We start from the raw sequence: 16,793 nt of genomic DNA on the forward strand, positions 1-16,793 counted from the left end.
TAACCATATTAACTATATAAACACTTTCCTTAAAAACTAACTATTATCGGTGCACCATCCATTTTCCTCTTACACATGTAGCATCAATCGTGTTTTCTAATCCTATTATTGCAAAATCTGCATCATACCCTTGTGAAATTTTCCCTTTTCGTTCACCTAGACCAAGTTTTTTAGCAGGATTCGTAGAAGCTAATCTGACACATTCAGCGAGTGATAATCCACCAAATTCTATTCCATTTTTAACGGCTTCCCACATATTTAATGTACTCCCAGCCAAGCTTCCCGTATTAAGTCGTGCAATACTATTCTGAACAATTACCTCTAGTTCTCCTAAGTCGTAAATCCCATCCACCATTCCCGCAGCTCGCATACAATCCGTAATTAAAAGAATATTATCTTCACACTTCGCTTTATAGACAAGTTTAAAAATTGCTGGATGGATATGTTGACCATCTAATATAACTTCAGTGGATACTCTTTCATCTGTAAGTACAAAACCAAGGACTCCAGGTTCTCTATGATGCAAAGGATTCATTCCATTAAACAGATGTGTAGCGTGTGATAAACCATTTTCAACCGCTTTATTAAACTCGTTAAATGAGCAACATGTATGCCCTGCTGAAACTACTACACCTAATTCACTAACTTCCTTGATAAATTCTCGCGCTCCATTTTTTTCAGGAGCAAGTGTAATCCATTTGATGAAACCGGCAGATCTCTCCATCCAATTCTTAAACTCTTTCAAATCAGGATTCTTCATATAGGAAATATTTTGAGCTCCACTTCTTTGTGGGTTGACATATGGGCCTTCTAAATGTATGCCAAGAATTTCAGCCCCATCTTCAATTAAATGATCCATTACTCTTATACAATCAATAACCTGTTCAATTTTTTCTGATGATGCTGTAACTGTTGTCGCTAACAATCCCGTTGTCCCAAATTGGCGATGATATCTTGCAATCTCTTGAATAGAGACGGTTTGTCCATCCATAACATCTGCTCCTCCACCACCATGAACATGAACATCGATAAAACCTGGTATTAATATTCCTGTTGGAAAACAGATATCTGCATTTCTCATCGCTTCCATACTTATTGTTTGAATACTAGCAATCTTTCCATCGTGGACCTCTATCTTAACAGGTCCTGAAAATGAATGCTCTATGATTGCGTCCTTTACACCTATTGAATAGCAACTATCCATTTTATCACCCCAATAATCACAATATAATATCAACATCATTTTACTGTCTAACAATACTTAAATTTGAATTCTTCATTTTTGTGAAAAACCCTTCTTTCACTCCTATTCATTAATCAATAAAAAAGAAGTGATAACTTCTACATTTATCCCAAAAATGTAGAAGAAAAAAATAGACCGAGATATACATAGAAGAATTATTTTTTCACAAATGAAAATGGCCATTCCTATTTTAAGGAATGGCTTATGTAAAAAAAGGTATCTAGGTTCAGTAAACTTTGCTTATTTTATTTATAAAAAAATACTTTAAGATTCTCATTTTGATCAAGGGTTGCCAGTAAAACATCATCGACCTTTAAATTATACAATTCTTTGATTTTGTTTATAAGCCATTGTTCATCTTTACCTAGAGTTTGTAATTCATTGAAATCAATTTTTCTTTCCTTAATTATTGTTTTAGGTAGGTAGAATGGTTTGTTTGGTAGATTTAAATCAGCCAATGTAGCTGGTTGGTGTTGGGGATTTAAAAATATCGAAATAGCTCCGCCTGGTTCCCATAATGCTAACGCTACTTTTTGAATATCCTCCGTTTTTTCTCTCCGTAATTCTGATAAAAGAACATCAATCGTTATCTTTGCCTTAATTAGATTTTTATAATTAATTTGTCCATTTTCAATCAGTGGAATGGGGGATGGATCAAAAAATTTTCTGATTCGAATCGACTTTAAACTTAAAAATAACCCAACGAGATATAAAAGGACTAAAACACTAATTGTAATCATTGAACCTTTTAAACCCAACCCTTCATCAGACAAAGGATGGGCAAGAATATTTCCTAATAGAAGCAAAAGGACAAAATCAAGAAATCTCAACTGAGAAATAGACCGTTGCCCTAATAACTTTGCAACAACGATTAAAAAGAAGAACCCCACAATGGCTCTTAAACACCATTCTACGGTCGAAAGTGAATCCTGACTGCTAAAAAAATCCAATAATACTCACCTCTTACATTTCATATCCATCCTAATAGAATGTTCAAATTAAAAAGTGCTATTCAAAAAGCGACCCTATTGGGTCGCTTTTTAATCCATATTAAACTTGCTCCTATTTTCTTCTGTACTTCTTATTTCTCAAATAATTACAGCTACTAAGATATAGAATTTATTCTGAGATTTTTGATGCAAACCGGAAATCCGGGCTTGAGAGAGCATCAAAACGGATGCCTTTAATATTCGTTTTAACTAGTGAGTTTTGAGCAGAGAAATAGATTGGTATAATTGGCATTTCATCCATTAATACACCCTCGGCTTCATGTAGTAGATCATATCTTTTTTCTTCATCTTGTTCGATTAAAGATTTTTGCAGTAGCTCGTCAAATTTTGAATTACTCCAATTGGTAAAGTTACTTGAGCTTTTTGAGCTATATAAATCTAAAACTGGGAATGGATCAAGAAAATCTCCGCCCCAACCCATCCGAGCAATTTGGAAGTTTTTCTGTTTAAAGGTATCAATATAGGTTTTCCATTCCTGGTTTTCTAGCTTCACTTCTACCCCAAGGTTTTCTTTAAACATTTCTTGAAGGGCTTCTGCAATTTTCTTATGATTACCTTCTGAATTATATTTGAGTGTCACTTCCGGTAGCTTATTCCATCCTTCTTCTTTCAAGCCTTCTGCTAATAGTTTTTGAGCTTCATTTTTATCAAATGTATAATATGTTGGAGCTTCATTTCTATAATCTTCACCAGAAGGAGATGTCACACCAAATGCCACATAGCCATTAGCTACTTTTTCCCCACCTTTTGAAATATTATTCGTGATAGCTTCTCGATCAATCGCAAATGCGAAGGCTTTTCTTATTTTCGCATTTGTAAATGGTTTTTCATTTACATTAAATGAATACGTATAAACACTAAAGGATGGTGAATTTACATATTCCTTATTCTGTCTCTCTTGCTCTATAGCATCTGCTGTTAAAGTTCGTACAAACTCCAATTCACCCGTTTTGAACATTTGATATTCTGTAGTGGCATCTGCTATCATTTTAAAATGAACGGTGTCCAATGTAATATTTTTCACACCCCAGTATGCTTCATTTTTTTCGATAGAAAGCTCAGAATTATGCTTCCAATCTGTAACCGTGTATGCTCCATTTGAAACAATACTATCAGCTTCTGCTGCCCAATCCTTATTCTCTTCTACAACCTTTTGATTAACTGGTAAAAACCCTTGAGCCAATAGTACTTTTGGGAAAAATTTAATAGGCGTTTTTAATTCAACCACTAATGTTTGATCGTCTTTTGCAGTAATACCAACTTTATCAACAGCTTCTTTTCCTGTGTTAAATTCTTCCGCACCTACAATATAATAAAAAGTTGACGGATTATAGGCTGCTGTTTTAGGATCTAACACACGTTTCCATGCATACTCAAAATCCTTTGCTGTTAATGGATCACCATTTGACCACTTCACTCCATTACGAATAGTAAAGGTGTAAGTTTTTCCATCCTCTGATACATCAACTTTACTCGCTGCACCTTCTATAATATTTCCATCCTTATCAAGAGTATATAGCCCTTCATATATGTGATCAATCACCCAGAAGGAAGTTGTATCAGAAGCAAAAGCGGGATCTAATGTATAAGGCTCCCCACCTAAATTGGCTGTAATTTCTTGTTTTACGTCTTTCTTTTTTGTTGTTGAGCCTGCTTTTTCATTACTGCTGCAGCCAGCTAACGCTGAAATAATTAGTAGAAATAAAGCTAAAATGCTTATAAAAGTTTTTTTCATTATTATGTACCTCCAAATTAATATAGATGACATGAAATCCAATGATTTTCCTTTACTTCCTTCCATTCAGGGGTTTGAACGGTGCAAACCTCGCTCGCTACGGGACATCTTGTCCGAAACGGACATCCTGATGGAGGTGCTAACGGACTTGGCGGATCCCCTCCAAGGACAATTCTTTCTCCTGTTCCCCTTAAGCTTGGCTCTGTTACAGGAATGGCTGATAAAAGAGCCTTCGTGTACGGATGAAGGGGTTCCTTGAATAAGGTTGTGCTCTCTGCAAGCTCCATCATTTTCCCTAAATACATCACACCAATTCGATCACTTATATGCTTAACCATTGCGAGATCATGGGCGATGAACAAGTACGTTAATTGATCTTCCTTTTGTAAGTCCTCTAACAAATTGACAACCTGCGCTTGAACAGATACATCCAGTGCCGATATCGGTTCATCTGCGACAATAAAAGAAGGTTCTACTGCCAAAGCCCTTGCTATTCCGATTCTTTGTCTTTGCCCTCCACTAAATTCATGTGGATATCGCTTTGCATGATCAGGATGTAAGCCTACCTTCTCAAGTAGCTGGTACACCTTTTCTTTTCGCTCAGGCCCCTTATATAGCCCATATGCATCTATCCCCTCAGCAATAATGTCACCTACCTTCATCCTAGGGTTAAGGGATGCTTGTGGATCTTGAAAGATCATTTGCATTTTTCGATTAAAATCTCGTTTACCCTTACGATCTAGCTTTGAGATATCTTGGCCATTAAACACCACCTTTCCAGCCGTCGTTTCATATAGACCGACGATTGTACGACCAAGCGTTGATTTTCCACTTCCACTTTCCCCAACAAGACCTAAAGTTTCACCTTTTTTTATAGAAAAAGTAATGCCATCTACAGATTTAATAAGTTTCTTTGTCCCTGAATTGAAATACTTTTTGACATCCTGCACTTCTACCATATACTCAGACATTTTTCTCACCTCCCGACAGCGATTAGTTCTCTATTTTTTGATGCTCGAGGATCATTTAGCCAGCATCTAGCTTGATGCAGATTAGAAAATGATTCTAGCTCTGGCATATAACCGGTACAAATTTCCATCGTATAAGGACATCTTGCGGCAAAAGGACAACCAGTAGGAGGGTCAGCTAAATCTGGTGGGGTCCCTTCAATCGGTATGAGTCGCTCCTTTTCCAATGTATTTGGCTTTGGTACTGAACGCATCAACCCCCAAGTATAAGGATGTTTAGGTTGTTCAAAGATTTCTTGTACTGTTCCTGTTTCAATAATCATGCCGGCATACATCACTGCAACCCGATCGGCTACTTCCGCCACAACTCCCAAATCATGAGTGATTAAAATAGTCGATGAGCTTCTTTCTTTTTGAAGCTTAATAAGCAACTCCAAAATTTGAGCTTGAATGGTCACATCTAGTGCGGTAGTTGGTTCATCAGCTATAATTAACTTTGGTTCACAAGCAAGAGCAATTGCGATGACCACTCTTTGTCTCATCCCTCCACTAAACTCATGCGGATACTCGGAATAACGAGTCTCCGCGTCCGAAATACCTACAAGCTTCAGTAGTTCAATCGATTTTTTCTTCGCCTCTCTTTTGGACAATCGTTGTTTTTTTAATAGTACTTCATCAATTTGCTTCCCTATTTTCATTGTCGGGTTAAGCGCACTCATCGGATCCTGAAAGATCATCCCTATTTCTGAGCCCCGAATGCTTCGTAGCTCCTTTTTCGAACAAAGGGTAATATCTTTTTCTTGAAAGAAAATGTGGCCATTATTGATTTTTCCATATGAGGGAATCATCCCCATAATCGCATGTGCGGTGACACTCTTTCCACAGCCGCTCTCACCGACCACAGCAAGTATCTCACCTTCATCCACATGAAATGACACATCTCTTACAGCTTGTACATCCCCCCCTGCATTTTGAAAAGAAACTTTTAAATTCTTTACGTTTAAAAGGTGACTCACCATTCTTCCTCCTCAATTTTTGGACTTAGGATCAAGCGCATCTTGAAGTCCATCTCCAAATGCGTTAAAAGCAAACATGGTCAATGAAATCATGAGTCCAGGAAAAAACAATCTCCACCACTGCCCACTTAAAATAACTCCTAGAGAATCATTTGCCATTGTCCCCCAGCTTGCTGTTGGTGCTTGAACGCCTAATCCAAGAAAGCTAAGAAAGGATTCAGCAAAAATAGCCTGTGGAATGGTAAAGGTAAGATTCACAATGATAATTCCCAACATATTAGGTAGTAAATGCCTGAAAATGATTTTTAAATGTGGAGTTCCAAGCTTTTCAGCAGCAAGGACATATTCCAGCTGTTTAAGTTGAAGTACCTGACCACGAACAATTCTAGCCATGCCGACCCAGCCAGTAATGGAAAGGGCAATGATCATGGTCATTAGTCCAGGCTTTAAAATAACCATTAACAGGATCACAATGAGTAAATACGGTATGCCATATAGAACCTCTACTAATCTCATTAATACTTGATCAATGCGATTACCTATTTTCCCCTTACCTGACATATAGCCAGATACTCCTCCGATAAAGACACCAATAATTAAATCTATTAAAGCAGCGGCAAATCCAATAAGTAATGAAATTCTTGCTCCAGCCCATGTTCTAGACCAAACATCACGCCCTAAATCATCTGTTCCAAACCAATGATCACGGGATAATGGAAGATTCCCCTCTAGTAATGATTGTTTACTAGGACTGTGCTGAACCATATAGGGTCCGATAACGGAAAGAAGAATGATCATTACTAATAAAGTAAATCCAAGCATTGCAAGCTTGTTACGAATCATTTTTGTTACTACTTCATGCCAAAAGCTTTTTTGTGGTTTGGCAATTAGAACTTGCTTTACATGATCTCTGTCTACTGGTCGAAAAAGATCGTCCAAATCAGTTGAATAGTTTCCCACGCTTATTCACCTCCACTAGATAATTTAATACGCGGATCTATTAATCTGTAACAAATATCAATAACAAACAAGGTCACGATTAAAATCACGCTATAGAAAATTGTTGTTCCTAAAATCACGGGATAATCACGGTTAAAAATACTATCTACAAAGTATTTTCCGATCCCTGGAATAGCAAAAATCTTTTCAACAACAAAGGTCCCTGTAATAACTGCAGCGAATAGCGGACCTATAAACGAAACGACCGGAATAAGAGCATTGCGAATCCCGTGTTTCCAAACAATTTCAAAAGTTGTCAAGCCCTTTGCTTCAGCCGTCTTAATATAATTTTGATTTAAGACTTCTAACATGCTGGTTCTTACAAAACGAGCGATAATGGCTAAAGGTCCGACTGCTAAAGCAAGAGTTGGCAATAAGGTATGTTTCCATGTTCCCCAAGAAGCAACTGGCAGAAGTCCCCATTCGACTGCAACATATTTAATAAGTAAGGGAGCGAAAATAAAGCTTGGAACAGAAATTCCAATAATAGCTATAAACATTGATTGATAATCTAACAATCTATTATGATGAAGGGCTGCCATGACACCTAGACCAATACCAAAAATAATAGCCAAGATAAGAGATTGAATTCCCAATATTGCCGAAGGAGCGAATCCTTCCAAAATTAGCGTATTTACATCTCTTGTTTTTGATTGAATCGAAGGACCTAAATCTAACTGGACTAAATTTTTCAAATAAAGTATGTATTGGATCGGTAAAGGTTCATCTAAGTTGTATTTTGCTCGCATGTTTTTTAATGTTTCTTCTGGCAATGCTTTGGCATCTGTTGCGAACGGATCGCCTGGAATGTAATGCATAATAAAAAATGTAAGTGTAACAATAATCCACAGGGTAACGATCATTGCCATTAAACGTTTAAATATAAACATCATTTTCAATCAACCCCTTACAAATAATTAGTTTTCCTATAAGAATACTATGAATTATAGTTTGAAAAAGCCCTAAATTAATTTCCACTTATCCCCAACTCACAACTTGATCAATTAAGTTGGTTCGAGCCAAAATGAAACCTTTTCCACTTCATGATCACTCCTTATACAATTGAAAAAGCCCCTCACCATAAATAAGATGAGGAGCTTCTAGCGAACAAATACTCATCTTATCTTTCAGGTTATTTCTTCCTGATGGAATTGGCACAGTATTCTTTTCAAGAACCCGCTGCCGAGGTTTCATAGGGCCAGACCCTCCACCTCTCTGGATAAGAAAATTATTAAATTTTTAAATAATAATATAATTATTCTAAAATAACAAATTACCTAAATTTATTTTCAAAACAGAAAATCCTCTTCTTGAAGAAAGAAGAGGATTGAATAATAAATCGTCTCTTCTTATCTTTCAGGTCTTGTCACCTGATGGATTTGGCACAGTATTTTCTAAGGAGAATCTGCTGCCGAGGTTTCGCAGGGCCATGTCCCTCCACCTCTCTGGATAAGAATTAAATTATTTAACTATTTAACAAAACTAAGGATAATACGTTTCTCTTACATAGTCAACCATTTTATTATTATTTTCTCAAAAAAGTTTCATTGTTAATGATAAGGGAAAGGTTCTTATACCGATATTTTTTATTACCGGGCTTTTACATTATAGGTGAAAGAATCGAAAATTAATCTATGAATCATTCAGACTAATAATACGTTTTTATAAATGAAATCATATCACGGTTTATCTTCTTTAGCATTTCTTCGGAAGCGAAATGGCCCATATCGTAGAAATGGCTAGCAGTAATATTAGGAATGATCTTTTTAGCTGTTTCTATCATTCTTTCACCTGGAAAGAAAATATCCTTTTTCCCACCAATAATCATTGTCGGAGCTGAATATTTATTGAGCTCGCTTGCTGTTGTCAGCTTTGGCATTTCCTGTTCTAATTTGGTACTTCGGAATATCTCCATAATAATGTCAGCATCCATATCCTTCATGCAATAATCTGACATTGCATCTGCTATTTTTTTCATATACTTTTTATTTCCCGTCATTTTTAAGCTTAGAAGTGGAATTAATATTTTTCTGATCATTTCTATCTTTGACCCTAGTAAAATTCCAGCCGGGGCATATAGAATTGAACAAGCTATTCTTTCGGGAAAATAGGTAGCAAGGCGTAAGATAATTCCCCCACCATAGGATGGACCCGCAAATGCAGCCTTTTCAATTTGAAAATGATCCATTAAATCAAGGATCCACAAAGCAAAACTATTATCTTTTGCAGATATTCTTGTTTCTGAACTGTATCCTGGATGACCTATTGTATCAGGTGAATATACACGGTATTCTGACAGTAAGTCGGAAAACCATGATAACGTCATTGGATTAATACAATTTCCTCCTTGGAAAATAAATAGTGGTTTTCCCTCCTTCGGTCCGGTTACCAATATATGCGTTTTACCATACCTAGTTTCCACATACTCTCTTTCAAACTGAACATTAAATGACTTTAAATATATTTCATAATATGATTGTAATTTCTTTCTGCTATCATCGTTTACATAGATCGTATGACTCATAATAATGACCTCACTTCAATTTGACTCTTTCACTATGATTTCTGCTTAAAGAGAAAATTTCCTTCTTTCGACAACCGGACAATTTATTTTGGAATGTTCAATCTTTGCCTTTCATATGATAAAAGGGAAACAAAAGGAGGAGTCATTCAAAAAAATGAATGTATTTCATTGGTACGTTATTTTCACATTATTATTAACTACTTTGTTATCTATGATTTTTGCCATACGAAAAAAATCAACTTTAGTACATATGCCTGGGATGGTTATATCGATGTATTTAGGTATGAATGTTGGTTTAACAGCAGGAGTGCTTTTCGGATCTATTTATCAAGGAAACTTGTATCTTTCAACGATACTAGCAATGCTACTTGGAATAGTAGCAGGAACTCTATGTGGATTGATTTTTGGCGTATTACCCGCAATAGAGGGATTTATGGCTGGTGTAATGGGTGGAATGATGGGAGCTATGCTCGGAGAGATGATCACCATCCCGCAATCTTCTATCATGATTAAAATCTTTCTAACCTTAACCTTATGTACGATTCTCCTCTTTTTCATTTTACCGAAGCATTCTGAACATGATGAGATTAAAAATAAAAAATGGTTCTTGAAACCTATTGGGATTATCGTATTAATAGTATTTTATTTAATCATTGGTAATCAACTGAAGTCTTTTCCATCAAAATCTACACCGCAAATGGAACATTATCATCATTAAAAAGAGTTAGGACAGGTTGACCTCATTTAATAAGGTCGTCCTTTTTTATGTAAAAAATGTACTAATTATGACGAAAATGTGAAATCGGCGGATATACTTGTGTTTTGGACGGATATATGAAGAAAAGTGACGGATATACGGGAAAAACGGCGGATATATCACCTAACTGAGCGGATAAAATTTTAACAAGTGAAAGCAGTAAGTATTTTGTAAATAAATTGTAACTAGATAGTGCGAATGTTAGATATTTGATCAATTTTCTATTAAAATAACACTCCTACTAAAACAAAAAGCCTAGCGCAATCCACGCTAGACCTGTCAAAATCAACATATATTAAATCAAAAATCTGCAAAACTACATTTATGCTATTTTTTCTTAAAAATTGAAACTCCAAATGCAAGCAAGCCTACGATTAAAGCAGCGATGGAGAGGTAAAGTGGAGTCTTTGATTCGTTTGTTTTCGTATTTTCATCTACTGCTTGTTGGGCAGAATCTGAATTTGCTGATTGGTCCGCATGTGTTGCACCATGATCAGAAGCAACTGCCTGATTAACAACAGTCACAGAGGCAGGATGTTCAGCATCCTCTGCACCAACCCATTCTACAACACTTCCATCCTTATATGTTTGATAAGCTTTCCAAACGATTTCATTCGCGTCGTCTCCAACTTTTCCTTGCATGTTAAATTGCCCGAATTCAGTTGGTGAGAGACCTTCTCCTTCCGTGGTCCACGTAACACTTGTTATTTTTCCTGAAGTATCTTTTTGCACTTCATATGTCCAACCTGGTTTAGGTTCAAAGCGGGTAATGTTTACTTCTTCAGAAAATTTCACTTCGACCTTTGTTGTAGGAACTTCTTCACTTTCAGATGGTACTCGAACAGTAAACACTTCATATTTTCCTTGTGATGTTTCCTTTGGCTGCACTGTGACGTGAGCACTTGCTACTCCAGCGTAAAGAGATAAAGCACCTATGATTGATACGGACAAAGTTACTAATTTTTTCATGATAAATCCCCCATTGTTGTCTTATATATTTGTCTAACAAAATTGGTTTTTAGTAAACAACGAAATCCTTACGATATACCATCTCATTATCATCTGAGTCTAATATTCGAATCTCTACCGTCCAGTTTCCTGCAAACGGAAGGTATGGTCCATCGATCATGTAATGAACACTCGGTGCTTGTTCATAGTCTGGAAATGGTATTTGAATTGGAGCCACCTCTGGATTGTCTTTGTTTTTTAAAATTAATTCGATCCGTTTCATTTTAATTTCAGCTTTATCCGAACTTGCTTCCACCATGAAAGTATTGGTACCTGGAATTTTTGGCGAGATATTTGCTGTAAACCCGATATTTCCATCCTGCTCATGCCATGCAAATGGTTTGTTCTCAGGTAGTGGGCTTAGGTACGTGAAAATCCCTACAATACATAAAATTAGAATCATTAAGGCAAAATCTACTTTCATCAATTTACCTATCATATACTCATTCTTTTTGGTTAAATAATGGCGTAGTATACTACCAAGTAAGATGATCAAAAAAACAAGGCCAACTTTGGCTAGGAGGTATTTCCCCCACTGAGTATAAAGTACATATGGTAATTTAGGCAGGAAAATAAAGGATAAAATAGAACCTGTCACAATGAGAATCACGATACTAAATAGGGCTGCTTTAGAAAATATTCGCAAAAACTGACCAGAATGTTCATCATGCTTTTTCCAATAAATAAGAATATACAATAATCCACCCGCCCATATGGCGGCGGCAAGCAAGTGAATAAGATCCAATGAAACGGTTATTAACCGCGGATCATAGGCCATTGAATGGCCATTTATACTCTTTGCAGCTAGTAAAATGAATGCCCAGGCTCTATCCACCCACGTATGGCGCAGCAAAATAAAAAAGCCAACAAAAGATAAAAGCATGGAAGCTAACCAGGTAATGCCAATTGTCGTTCCAAATAACAGGGAGATTAATTCTCCTAAGTTCCAGCTATCTAATAATCCCGAAAATTGCACATATCCGAATCCAATATTGGCTAGAAAAAAGAAAGACAGTAAACAAATCACCCATTTTCGATTAGTTCGTCTTACTTTCTGTGACTGCAACAAAATCACTTTGCTTACAGTTCCCCACATGATCCAACCTGTAACCAAAAGCAGTGCGATAAAATAAATAATCCTTACAATAAAATTCAGGATAGATCCTTCAGCTTTACTTACATCCTGCTGAGGAGTGTTTATTTTATCAGAAACCTCCCCAATCGAAATCATATATGATCCTTTCACAGGATGCCCGTCCGCTGACAATACGCTATATGAAACGGTGTAAGTCCCATTGGCTAATGATGGCAAATTCTGACTTAATTGTTTCTGATCGACACTTAACTCCGTCTTACTTTTACTAATTGACTCACCGCGGTTATTAAACACTTTAATCGAATAAAGTTCATCTTCCAGTCTTTCATTAAACAAAAGAACAATTTCTTTTGGAGAAGACAGGATCTGATTGTTTGGAGTTGGAGTAGCTTTCTCTAACAATGCATGAGCATTAACGCTCTGTGGTATGATAAGAATGAAAAATAAGAGCATGAGAGAGATACTTTGCTTCTTGATAAATGGCTGTCTTACATAAGTTAACATCCTTTTCCCCTATTCCCCCATTCTACTAGCACCTTCACACAAGAGAAGTTTCAAAAGTTCCTTCCCTATAAAATTAGTAAATTTCTTAAAAATTTCATATGACTCTTATGGGCTATTTTTTTAATAAAATGAGCTAAAAAGTTCATTGAATAGACATAGTACAAGTCATAAATATAGTGAAAAATAGAAATTATGTTTTAGCTTTGATATTCTAAAGAAGCTTCACAGATACATTGAATAAAGGGGAATAACACGATGTCGTACCGTAAATTGAAGATATTCACCATACTCATTCCAACTATATTAATAGGTGGGTTTGAGTTTTTCCGTCACAGTGTTTTACTTCATAATCTTTCTATGGATGCTGGAAACTTTTTTATTACGATATTAACATTCATTATTTCCTACGCTTTTGCGACATGGATGTTCAGAACAATCGATAAGAAAAATCAATGGATAACAAAGGAACGTGAAATGCGGGCCATTTACGAGGAAAGAGAAAGATTAGCAAAAGAATTACATGATAGCATCGCACAAACTCTTTTTTTACTAAAAGTACATTTAAAAAAAGGAAAAGTGGAAGAAGCAGGTGCTCTTGTTAATTCAATTGACACCCATTTACGACAAGCCATTTTCAACTTAAGGATAAGCCCAGAAGAACAAGCTTCTTTCTCAAATAGAATAAAAAACTGGCTCGAAGACTGGAGTACCGTCTCTGGAATAGATGTCGAGATTGACATACTTTTGAAAGAAGCATATTTTATGCCTTCAGAAGAGATTCAGCTTTTTGGGATTATTCAAGAAGCATTTAATAATATTAGAAAACACTCTGAAACAAAGGATGTATATTTTAAAATACTTACGCATGATAAAGATTGGGAAATGAATATTCATGATCACGGGAAAGGGTTTGTTTTAACTGATATTCGTTCTAATCAATATGGGGTCGCTATGCTAAAAGAGAGAGCGGAAAGATTAAATGCGGAAATGGAAATCAAGTCAGAATTGAATGTCGGAACAATAATTATGTTGAGAGGAATAAAATAAGATGAGCAATCCCTTTCGAGTATTAATTACAGATGATCATCCTCATGCAAGAGAAGCTATTCTAGAAATGCTAGCGGATGATCCTCATTTTATCATTGTCGGTCAAGCAAAGAATGGACAAGAAGCCATTGAGCTCAGTCGGCTTCATTTACCAGATATCATTCTTATGGATATTGAAATGCCAATGATGAATGGCTTAGAGGCTACAAAAGTAATTAAAGAAAAATACCCTTTTATTAAAATCATTATGTTGAGTGTTTCTGATAATGTTGCTGATTTGTTCACTGCGATTCAATACGGGGCTCAAGGATATCTTCTAAAAAATATGGATCCAGATGATTGGCTTCAATATCTGCACTCTGTTGTCGAAGGTTCTGTTGAAACAGCTCGTGAAATGGCTGGAAAGTTACTCTATCAATTTCGGGAGAAGGATATGCAAAATTCTCCAATCATAAAATCATTAACGCCTAGAGAGAAAGAAATTCTTTTGTTAATTACGGAAGGGATTACGAATAAACAAATTGCCGATCAATTGTTCATTTCGGAAAATACGGTTAAAAATCATATAAAAAATTTATTAGAGAAACTAAAGCTTGAAAACCGTGTTCAACTAGCTTCTTATGCAATTAAATACTTTAAGGCTTAGTTAATTTTTAAAAATTATGACCTTTAAAAGGAAAAGGCAACTGTAAACAGATGCCTTTTCCTTTTAAAAAACGTCTTTAACAAGCGTTAATTATTCTTTTCTCTCAATACACCGTATACGTTTGCCCTGTTTGGCCACCTTCAACACTTTTTCGGAAAGCTTTCGCCACCCTTCTAGCAGGAACAGGCTCAAATCCAGGAAAATATGGACCATATTTATCTAGTGATTCCTCTATGACATTTGGGCTTACATTATTAATTCGTATCCCTCGGGGCATTTCAATTGCCGCGGACTGAACGAAAGCCCTAATCGCCCCACCTACCATCGCCGATGACACCCCGCCCACAATTGGGTCATCCATGATGATCCCTGTTGTTAAGGTAAAGTTGCCTTGATCATTTACATGATTTAATCCAAGTAAGACAAGATTCATTTGACCCTTTAATTTACTTTCTATCGAAATTTCATTATTTTCAGGAGTTAGTTCCTGGAGTGAGCCAAAGTAAGTTTTCCCTGTTGTACTTATAACAGCATCCACTTTACCCACTGATTGATACATGTTTTTAATGCTTTCTTGTGAAGTGATATCAACATAGACATCTGCCTCGTTTCGTCCCGCTGTAATCACTTCATGATTTGATGCCAATTCTTTTCGCACCGCACTTCCAATCGTTCCTGTTGCACCTATTAAAAGAACTCTCATTTTAACTCCTCCTAAATCTATTTTTTATTTAAAATCACTAACACACTTATTAAAGAAAGAATGGCTATTAGTATATTGATATGAACATATCCATTCGAACTTAACGCGATGAGAATACCTGCGACTGTTGGTCCCATTGTAGAGCCCATGGATCTTGCTAAACTTAAATACCCAATTGCTGAACCTGTTTCAGTTGGTTTTACGTTTTGAATCATCACGACATTTAAAGGTGATCCGATAATAATTCCAATTCCAAAACCGATTATCGTTACCGCGATGATAAACAATGTAAAGTTTGGTGCAAAAGCGATGAGTAATGCGCTGGCTAATGTTAGAGAGAATCCAATTGCAATTGCCTTTTTTGCACCAATTTTTGTAACTAAATATCCGCCAACCATTGAGGCAACCATTGAGGCGGCAGCTAATGGTGTCACACTTAAAGCGGAATAGCTCTTATTTAGTGAAAAATGATTTTCAATAAATGAAGGTAACAGATTGATAGTACTTGCCATAATAAAGCCCGAAAGCAGGGATAATATTAATACAATTAATGTGTTGAAATTCTTAAAATAATCGATATTTAAAATTGGATCGACCGTACGTTTTTCAAGTTTTGCAAAAAATGGAACTAAGACAACTCCTATAAGCATTAACCAAACATTCTTTAATGTAATTCCTAACATAATCATAAAAATGATGGCAATCAGCATGATTATGCCGTAATAATCGATTGGTTTCTTGACAATTTGTTGTTGAATCTTAATAGGTGACATGAAAACTAAAACAATAATGGAAATTGGGACATTGATTAAAAATATCCATCGCCAATCAAAATTTCCAATAATTAGTCCTCCAGCAATCGGACCTAAAATAGTACCCAGTCCGAAAACAACTCCTATTAGCCCTAACATTTTGGCACGTGTCTGATCTGGAAAACTCATTGCAATGAAAGCTGCAGTAATTGGAAATATACCTCCTGTACCTACAGCCTGAACAACTCTTCCTATTAAAAATAGGATGAAACTTGGAGCAAAAGCAGATAAAAGAGATCCTAAACTAAATAATGTAATTCCGATCATAAAGATCTTCTTTCTACCGAAACGGTCAGACATTTTTCCCATTAATGGAATACTGACTGAAAAAAATAAAGTGTAGATGGTGAAACTCCATACCCCCCATGAAGCTTCTATACCAAAGGCTTTATTGATGGAACTAAATGCTGGTCCAACAATTCCATGATCCAACGCTCCCATGAATATTCCTGTTAAAAATAATGCTAAGGCCATATGTATCGCCATTTCCGGACTATTTTTACTTACTGCCGCTGTGTTCATTTAATCGCCTCATTTCTAATCATTTTCTTTCGATGATTTATTTATACCATACCCCCATATAGTATGTAAAGTAAGTTATTAAAAATTCACCATTTTTATAATGAATTTTTTTAGATTGATTAAATTTTTATCTGTTTTCCTATCTGCCACTACTAGTGGGGTATTTTTCTATTGTAATAAAATAGATATTCAATAGATATTAA

General features: G+C 35.9%; 15 protein-coding genes and 2 riboswitches. Of the genes, 3 read left to right on the top strand and 12 right to left on the bottom strand.

What is annotated here, in order from left to right; translation table 11 throughout:
- Positions 1–43: 43 nt before the first annotated feature.
- The 8 genes from nagA to ACFSO7_RS10370 all read right to left on the bottom strand — a co-directional run bounded on the left by nagA (position 44) and on the right by ACFSO7_RS10370 (position 9,495).
- On the bottom strand, positions 44–1,204 hold the full coding sequence (gene nagA, locus ACFSO7_RS10335) for an N-acetylglucosamine-6-phosphate deacetylase (protein ID WP_377877216.1): 1,161 nt from the start codon (positions 1,202–1,204) through the stop codon (positions 44–46).
- A 284-nt stretch (positions 1,205–1,488) separates the two neighbouring features.
- A complete protein-coding gene (locus tag ACFSO7_RS10340) occupies positions 1,489–2,193 on the bottom strand; it encodes a DUF421 domain-containing protein (protein ID WP_377877217.1) in 705 nt (234 codons plus the stop codon).
- A gap of 169 nt (positions 2,194–2,362) precedes the next feature.
- A complete protein-coding gene (locus ACFSO7_RS10345) occupies positions 2,363–3,988 on the bottom strand; it encodes a peptide ABC transporter substrate-binding protein (RefSeq protein ID WP_377877218.1) in 1,626 nt (541 codons plus the stop codon).
- Positions 3,989–4,005: 17 nt separating this feature from the next.
- Positions 4,006–4,959 carry an ABC transporter ATP-binding protein gene (locus ACFSO7_RS10350; RefSeq protein ID WP_377877219.1) on the bottom strand — a complete coding sequence of 318 codons (954 nt, stop codon included), beginning with the start codon at positions 4,957–4,959 and terminating at the stop codon, positions 4,006–4,008.
- A 5-nt stretch (positions 4,960–4,964) separates the two neighbouring features.
- Complete coding sequence (locus ACFSO7_RS10355; RefSeq protein ID WP_377877220.1) at positions 4,965–5,975, bottom strand: ABC transporter ATP-binding protein; 1,011 nt, start codon at positions 5,973–5,975, stop codon at positions 4,965–4,967.
- A gap of 9 nt (positions 5,976–5,984) precedes the next feature.
- Positions 5,985–6,932 carry an ABC transporter permease gene (locus ACFSO7_RS10360; RefSeq protein ID WP_377877221.1) on the bottom strand — a complete coding sequence of 316 codons (948 nt, stop codon included), beginning with the start codon at positions 6,930–6,932 and terminating at the stop codon, positions 5,985–5,987.
- A gap of 2 nt (positions 6,933–6,934) precedes the next feature.
- Positions 6,935–7,861, bottom strand: a complete 927-nt coding sequence (locus tag ACFSO7_RS10365) for an ABC transporter permease (protein WP_377877626.1) — start codon at positions 7,859–7,861, stop codon at positions 6,935–6,937.
- 227 nt (positions 7,862–8,088) lie between these two features.
- A riboswitch (SAM riboswitch) is annotated at positions 8,089–8,197 on the bottom strand.
- Between the two features lie 120 nt (positions 8,198–8,317).
- Positions 8,318–8,427, bottom strand: a riboswitch (SAM riboswitch).
- A gap of 192 nt (positions 8,428–8,619) precedes the next feature.
- Positions 8,620–9,495 (bottom strand): alpha/beta fold hydrolase, encoded by an 876-nt coding sequence (locus ACFSO7_RS10370; RefSeq protein ID WP_377877222.1) that lies wholly within the window; start codon positions 9,493–9,495, stop codon positions 8,620–8,622.
- 154 nt (positions 9,496–9,649) lie between these two features.
- Here ACFSO7_RS10370 and ACFSO7_RS10375 point away from each other — a divergent pair, with 154 nt between their 5' ends.
- A complete protein-coding gene (locus ACFSO7_RS10375; RefSeq protein ID WP_377877223.1) occupies positions 9,650–10,213 on the top strand; it encodes a hypothetical protein in 564 nt (187 codons plus the stop codon).
- A gap of 366 nt (positions 10,214–10,579) precedes the next feature.
- On the opposite strand, the gene ACFSO7_RS10380 is transcribed toward ACFSO7_RS10375, so the two are convergent.
- Entirely contained in the window at positions 10,580–11,221 is a 642-nt protein-coding gene (locus tag ACFSO7_RS10380; protein WP_377877224.1) for a YcnI family copper-binding membrane protein, read from the bottom strand.
- A 49-nt stretch (positions 11,222–11,270) separates the two neighbouring features.
- Positions 11,271–12,860 (bottom strand): copper resistance CopC/CopD family protein, encoded by a 1,590-nt coding sequence (locus ACFSO7_RS10385; protein WP_377877225.1) that lies wholly within the window; start codon positions 12,858–12,860, stop codon positions 11,271–11,273.
- A gap of 255 nt (positions 12,861–13,115) precedes the next feature.
- On the opposite strand from ACFSO7_RS10385, the gene ACFSO7_RS10390 reads away from it, so the two are divergent.
- Both ACFSO7_RS10390 and ACFSO7_RS10395 read left to right on the top strand, forming a co-directional pair.
- A complete protein-coding gene (locus ACFSO7_RS10390; protein ID WP_377877226.1) occupies positions 13,116–13,907 on the top strand; it encodes a sensor histidine kinase in 792 nt (263 codons plus the stop codon).
- Between the two features lies 1 nt (position 13,908).
- Complete coding sequence (locus ACFSO7_RS10395; protein WP_377877227.1) at positions 13,909–14,553, top strand: response regulator; 645 nt, start codon at positions 13,909–13,911, stop codon at positions 14,551–14,553.
- Between the two features lie 103 nt (positions 14,554–14,656).
- Here ACFSO7_RS10395 and ACFSO7_RS10400 read toward each other — a convergent pair whose 3' ends face one another.
- Together ACFSO7_RS10400 and ACFSO7_RS10405 are read right to left on the bottom strand one after the other, a co-directional pair.
- The gene (locus ACFSO7_RS10400) at positions 14,657–15,256 is read right to left on the bottom strand and encodes a short chain dehydrogenase (protein WP_377877228.1); all 600 of its coding nucleotides are present in this window, start codon (positions 15,254–15,256) and stop codon (positions 14,657–14,659) included.
- Between the two features lie 17 nt (positions 15,257–15,273).
- Positions 15,274–16,590, bottom strand: coding sequence for an MFS transporter (locus tag ACFSO7_RS10405; protein WP_377877229.1), 1,317 nt, complete (start codon positions 16,588–16,590; stop codon positions 15,274–15,276).
- Positions 16,591–16,793: the final 203 nt, after the last annotated feature.

Source organism: Bacillus sp. CGMCC 1.16607 (genome assembly GCF_042683745.1).
Lineage (GTDB): Bacteria > Bacillota > Bacilli > Bacillales > Cytobacillaceae > Pseudoneobacillus.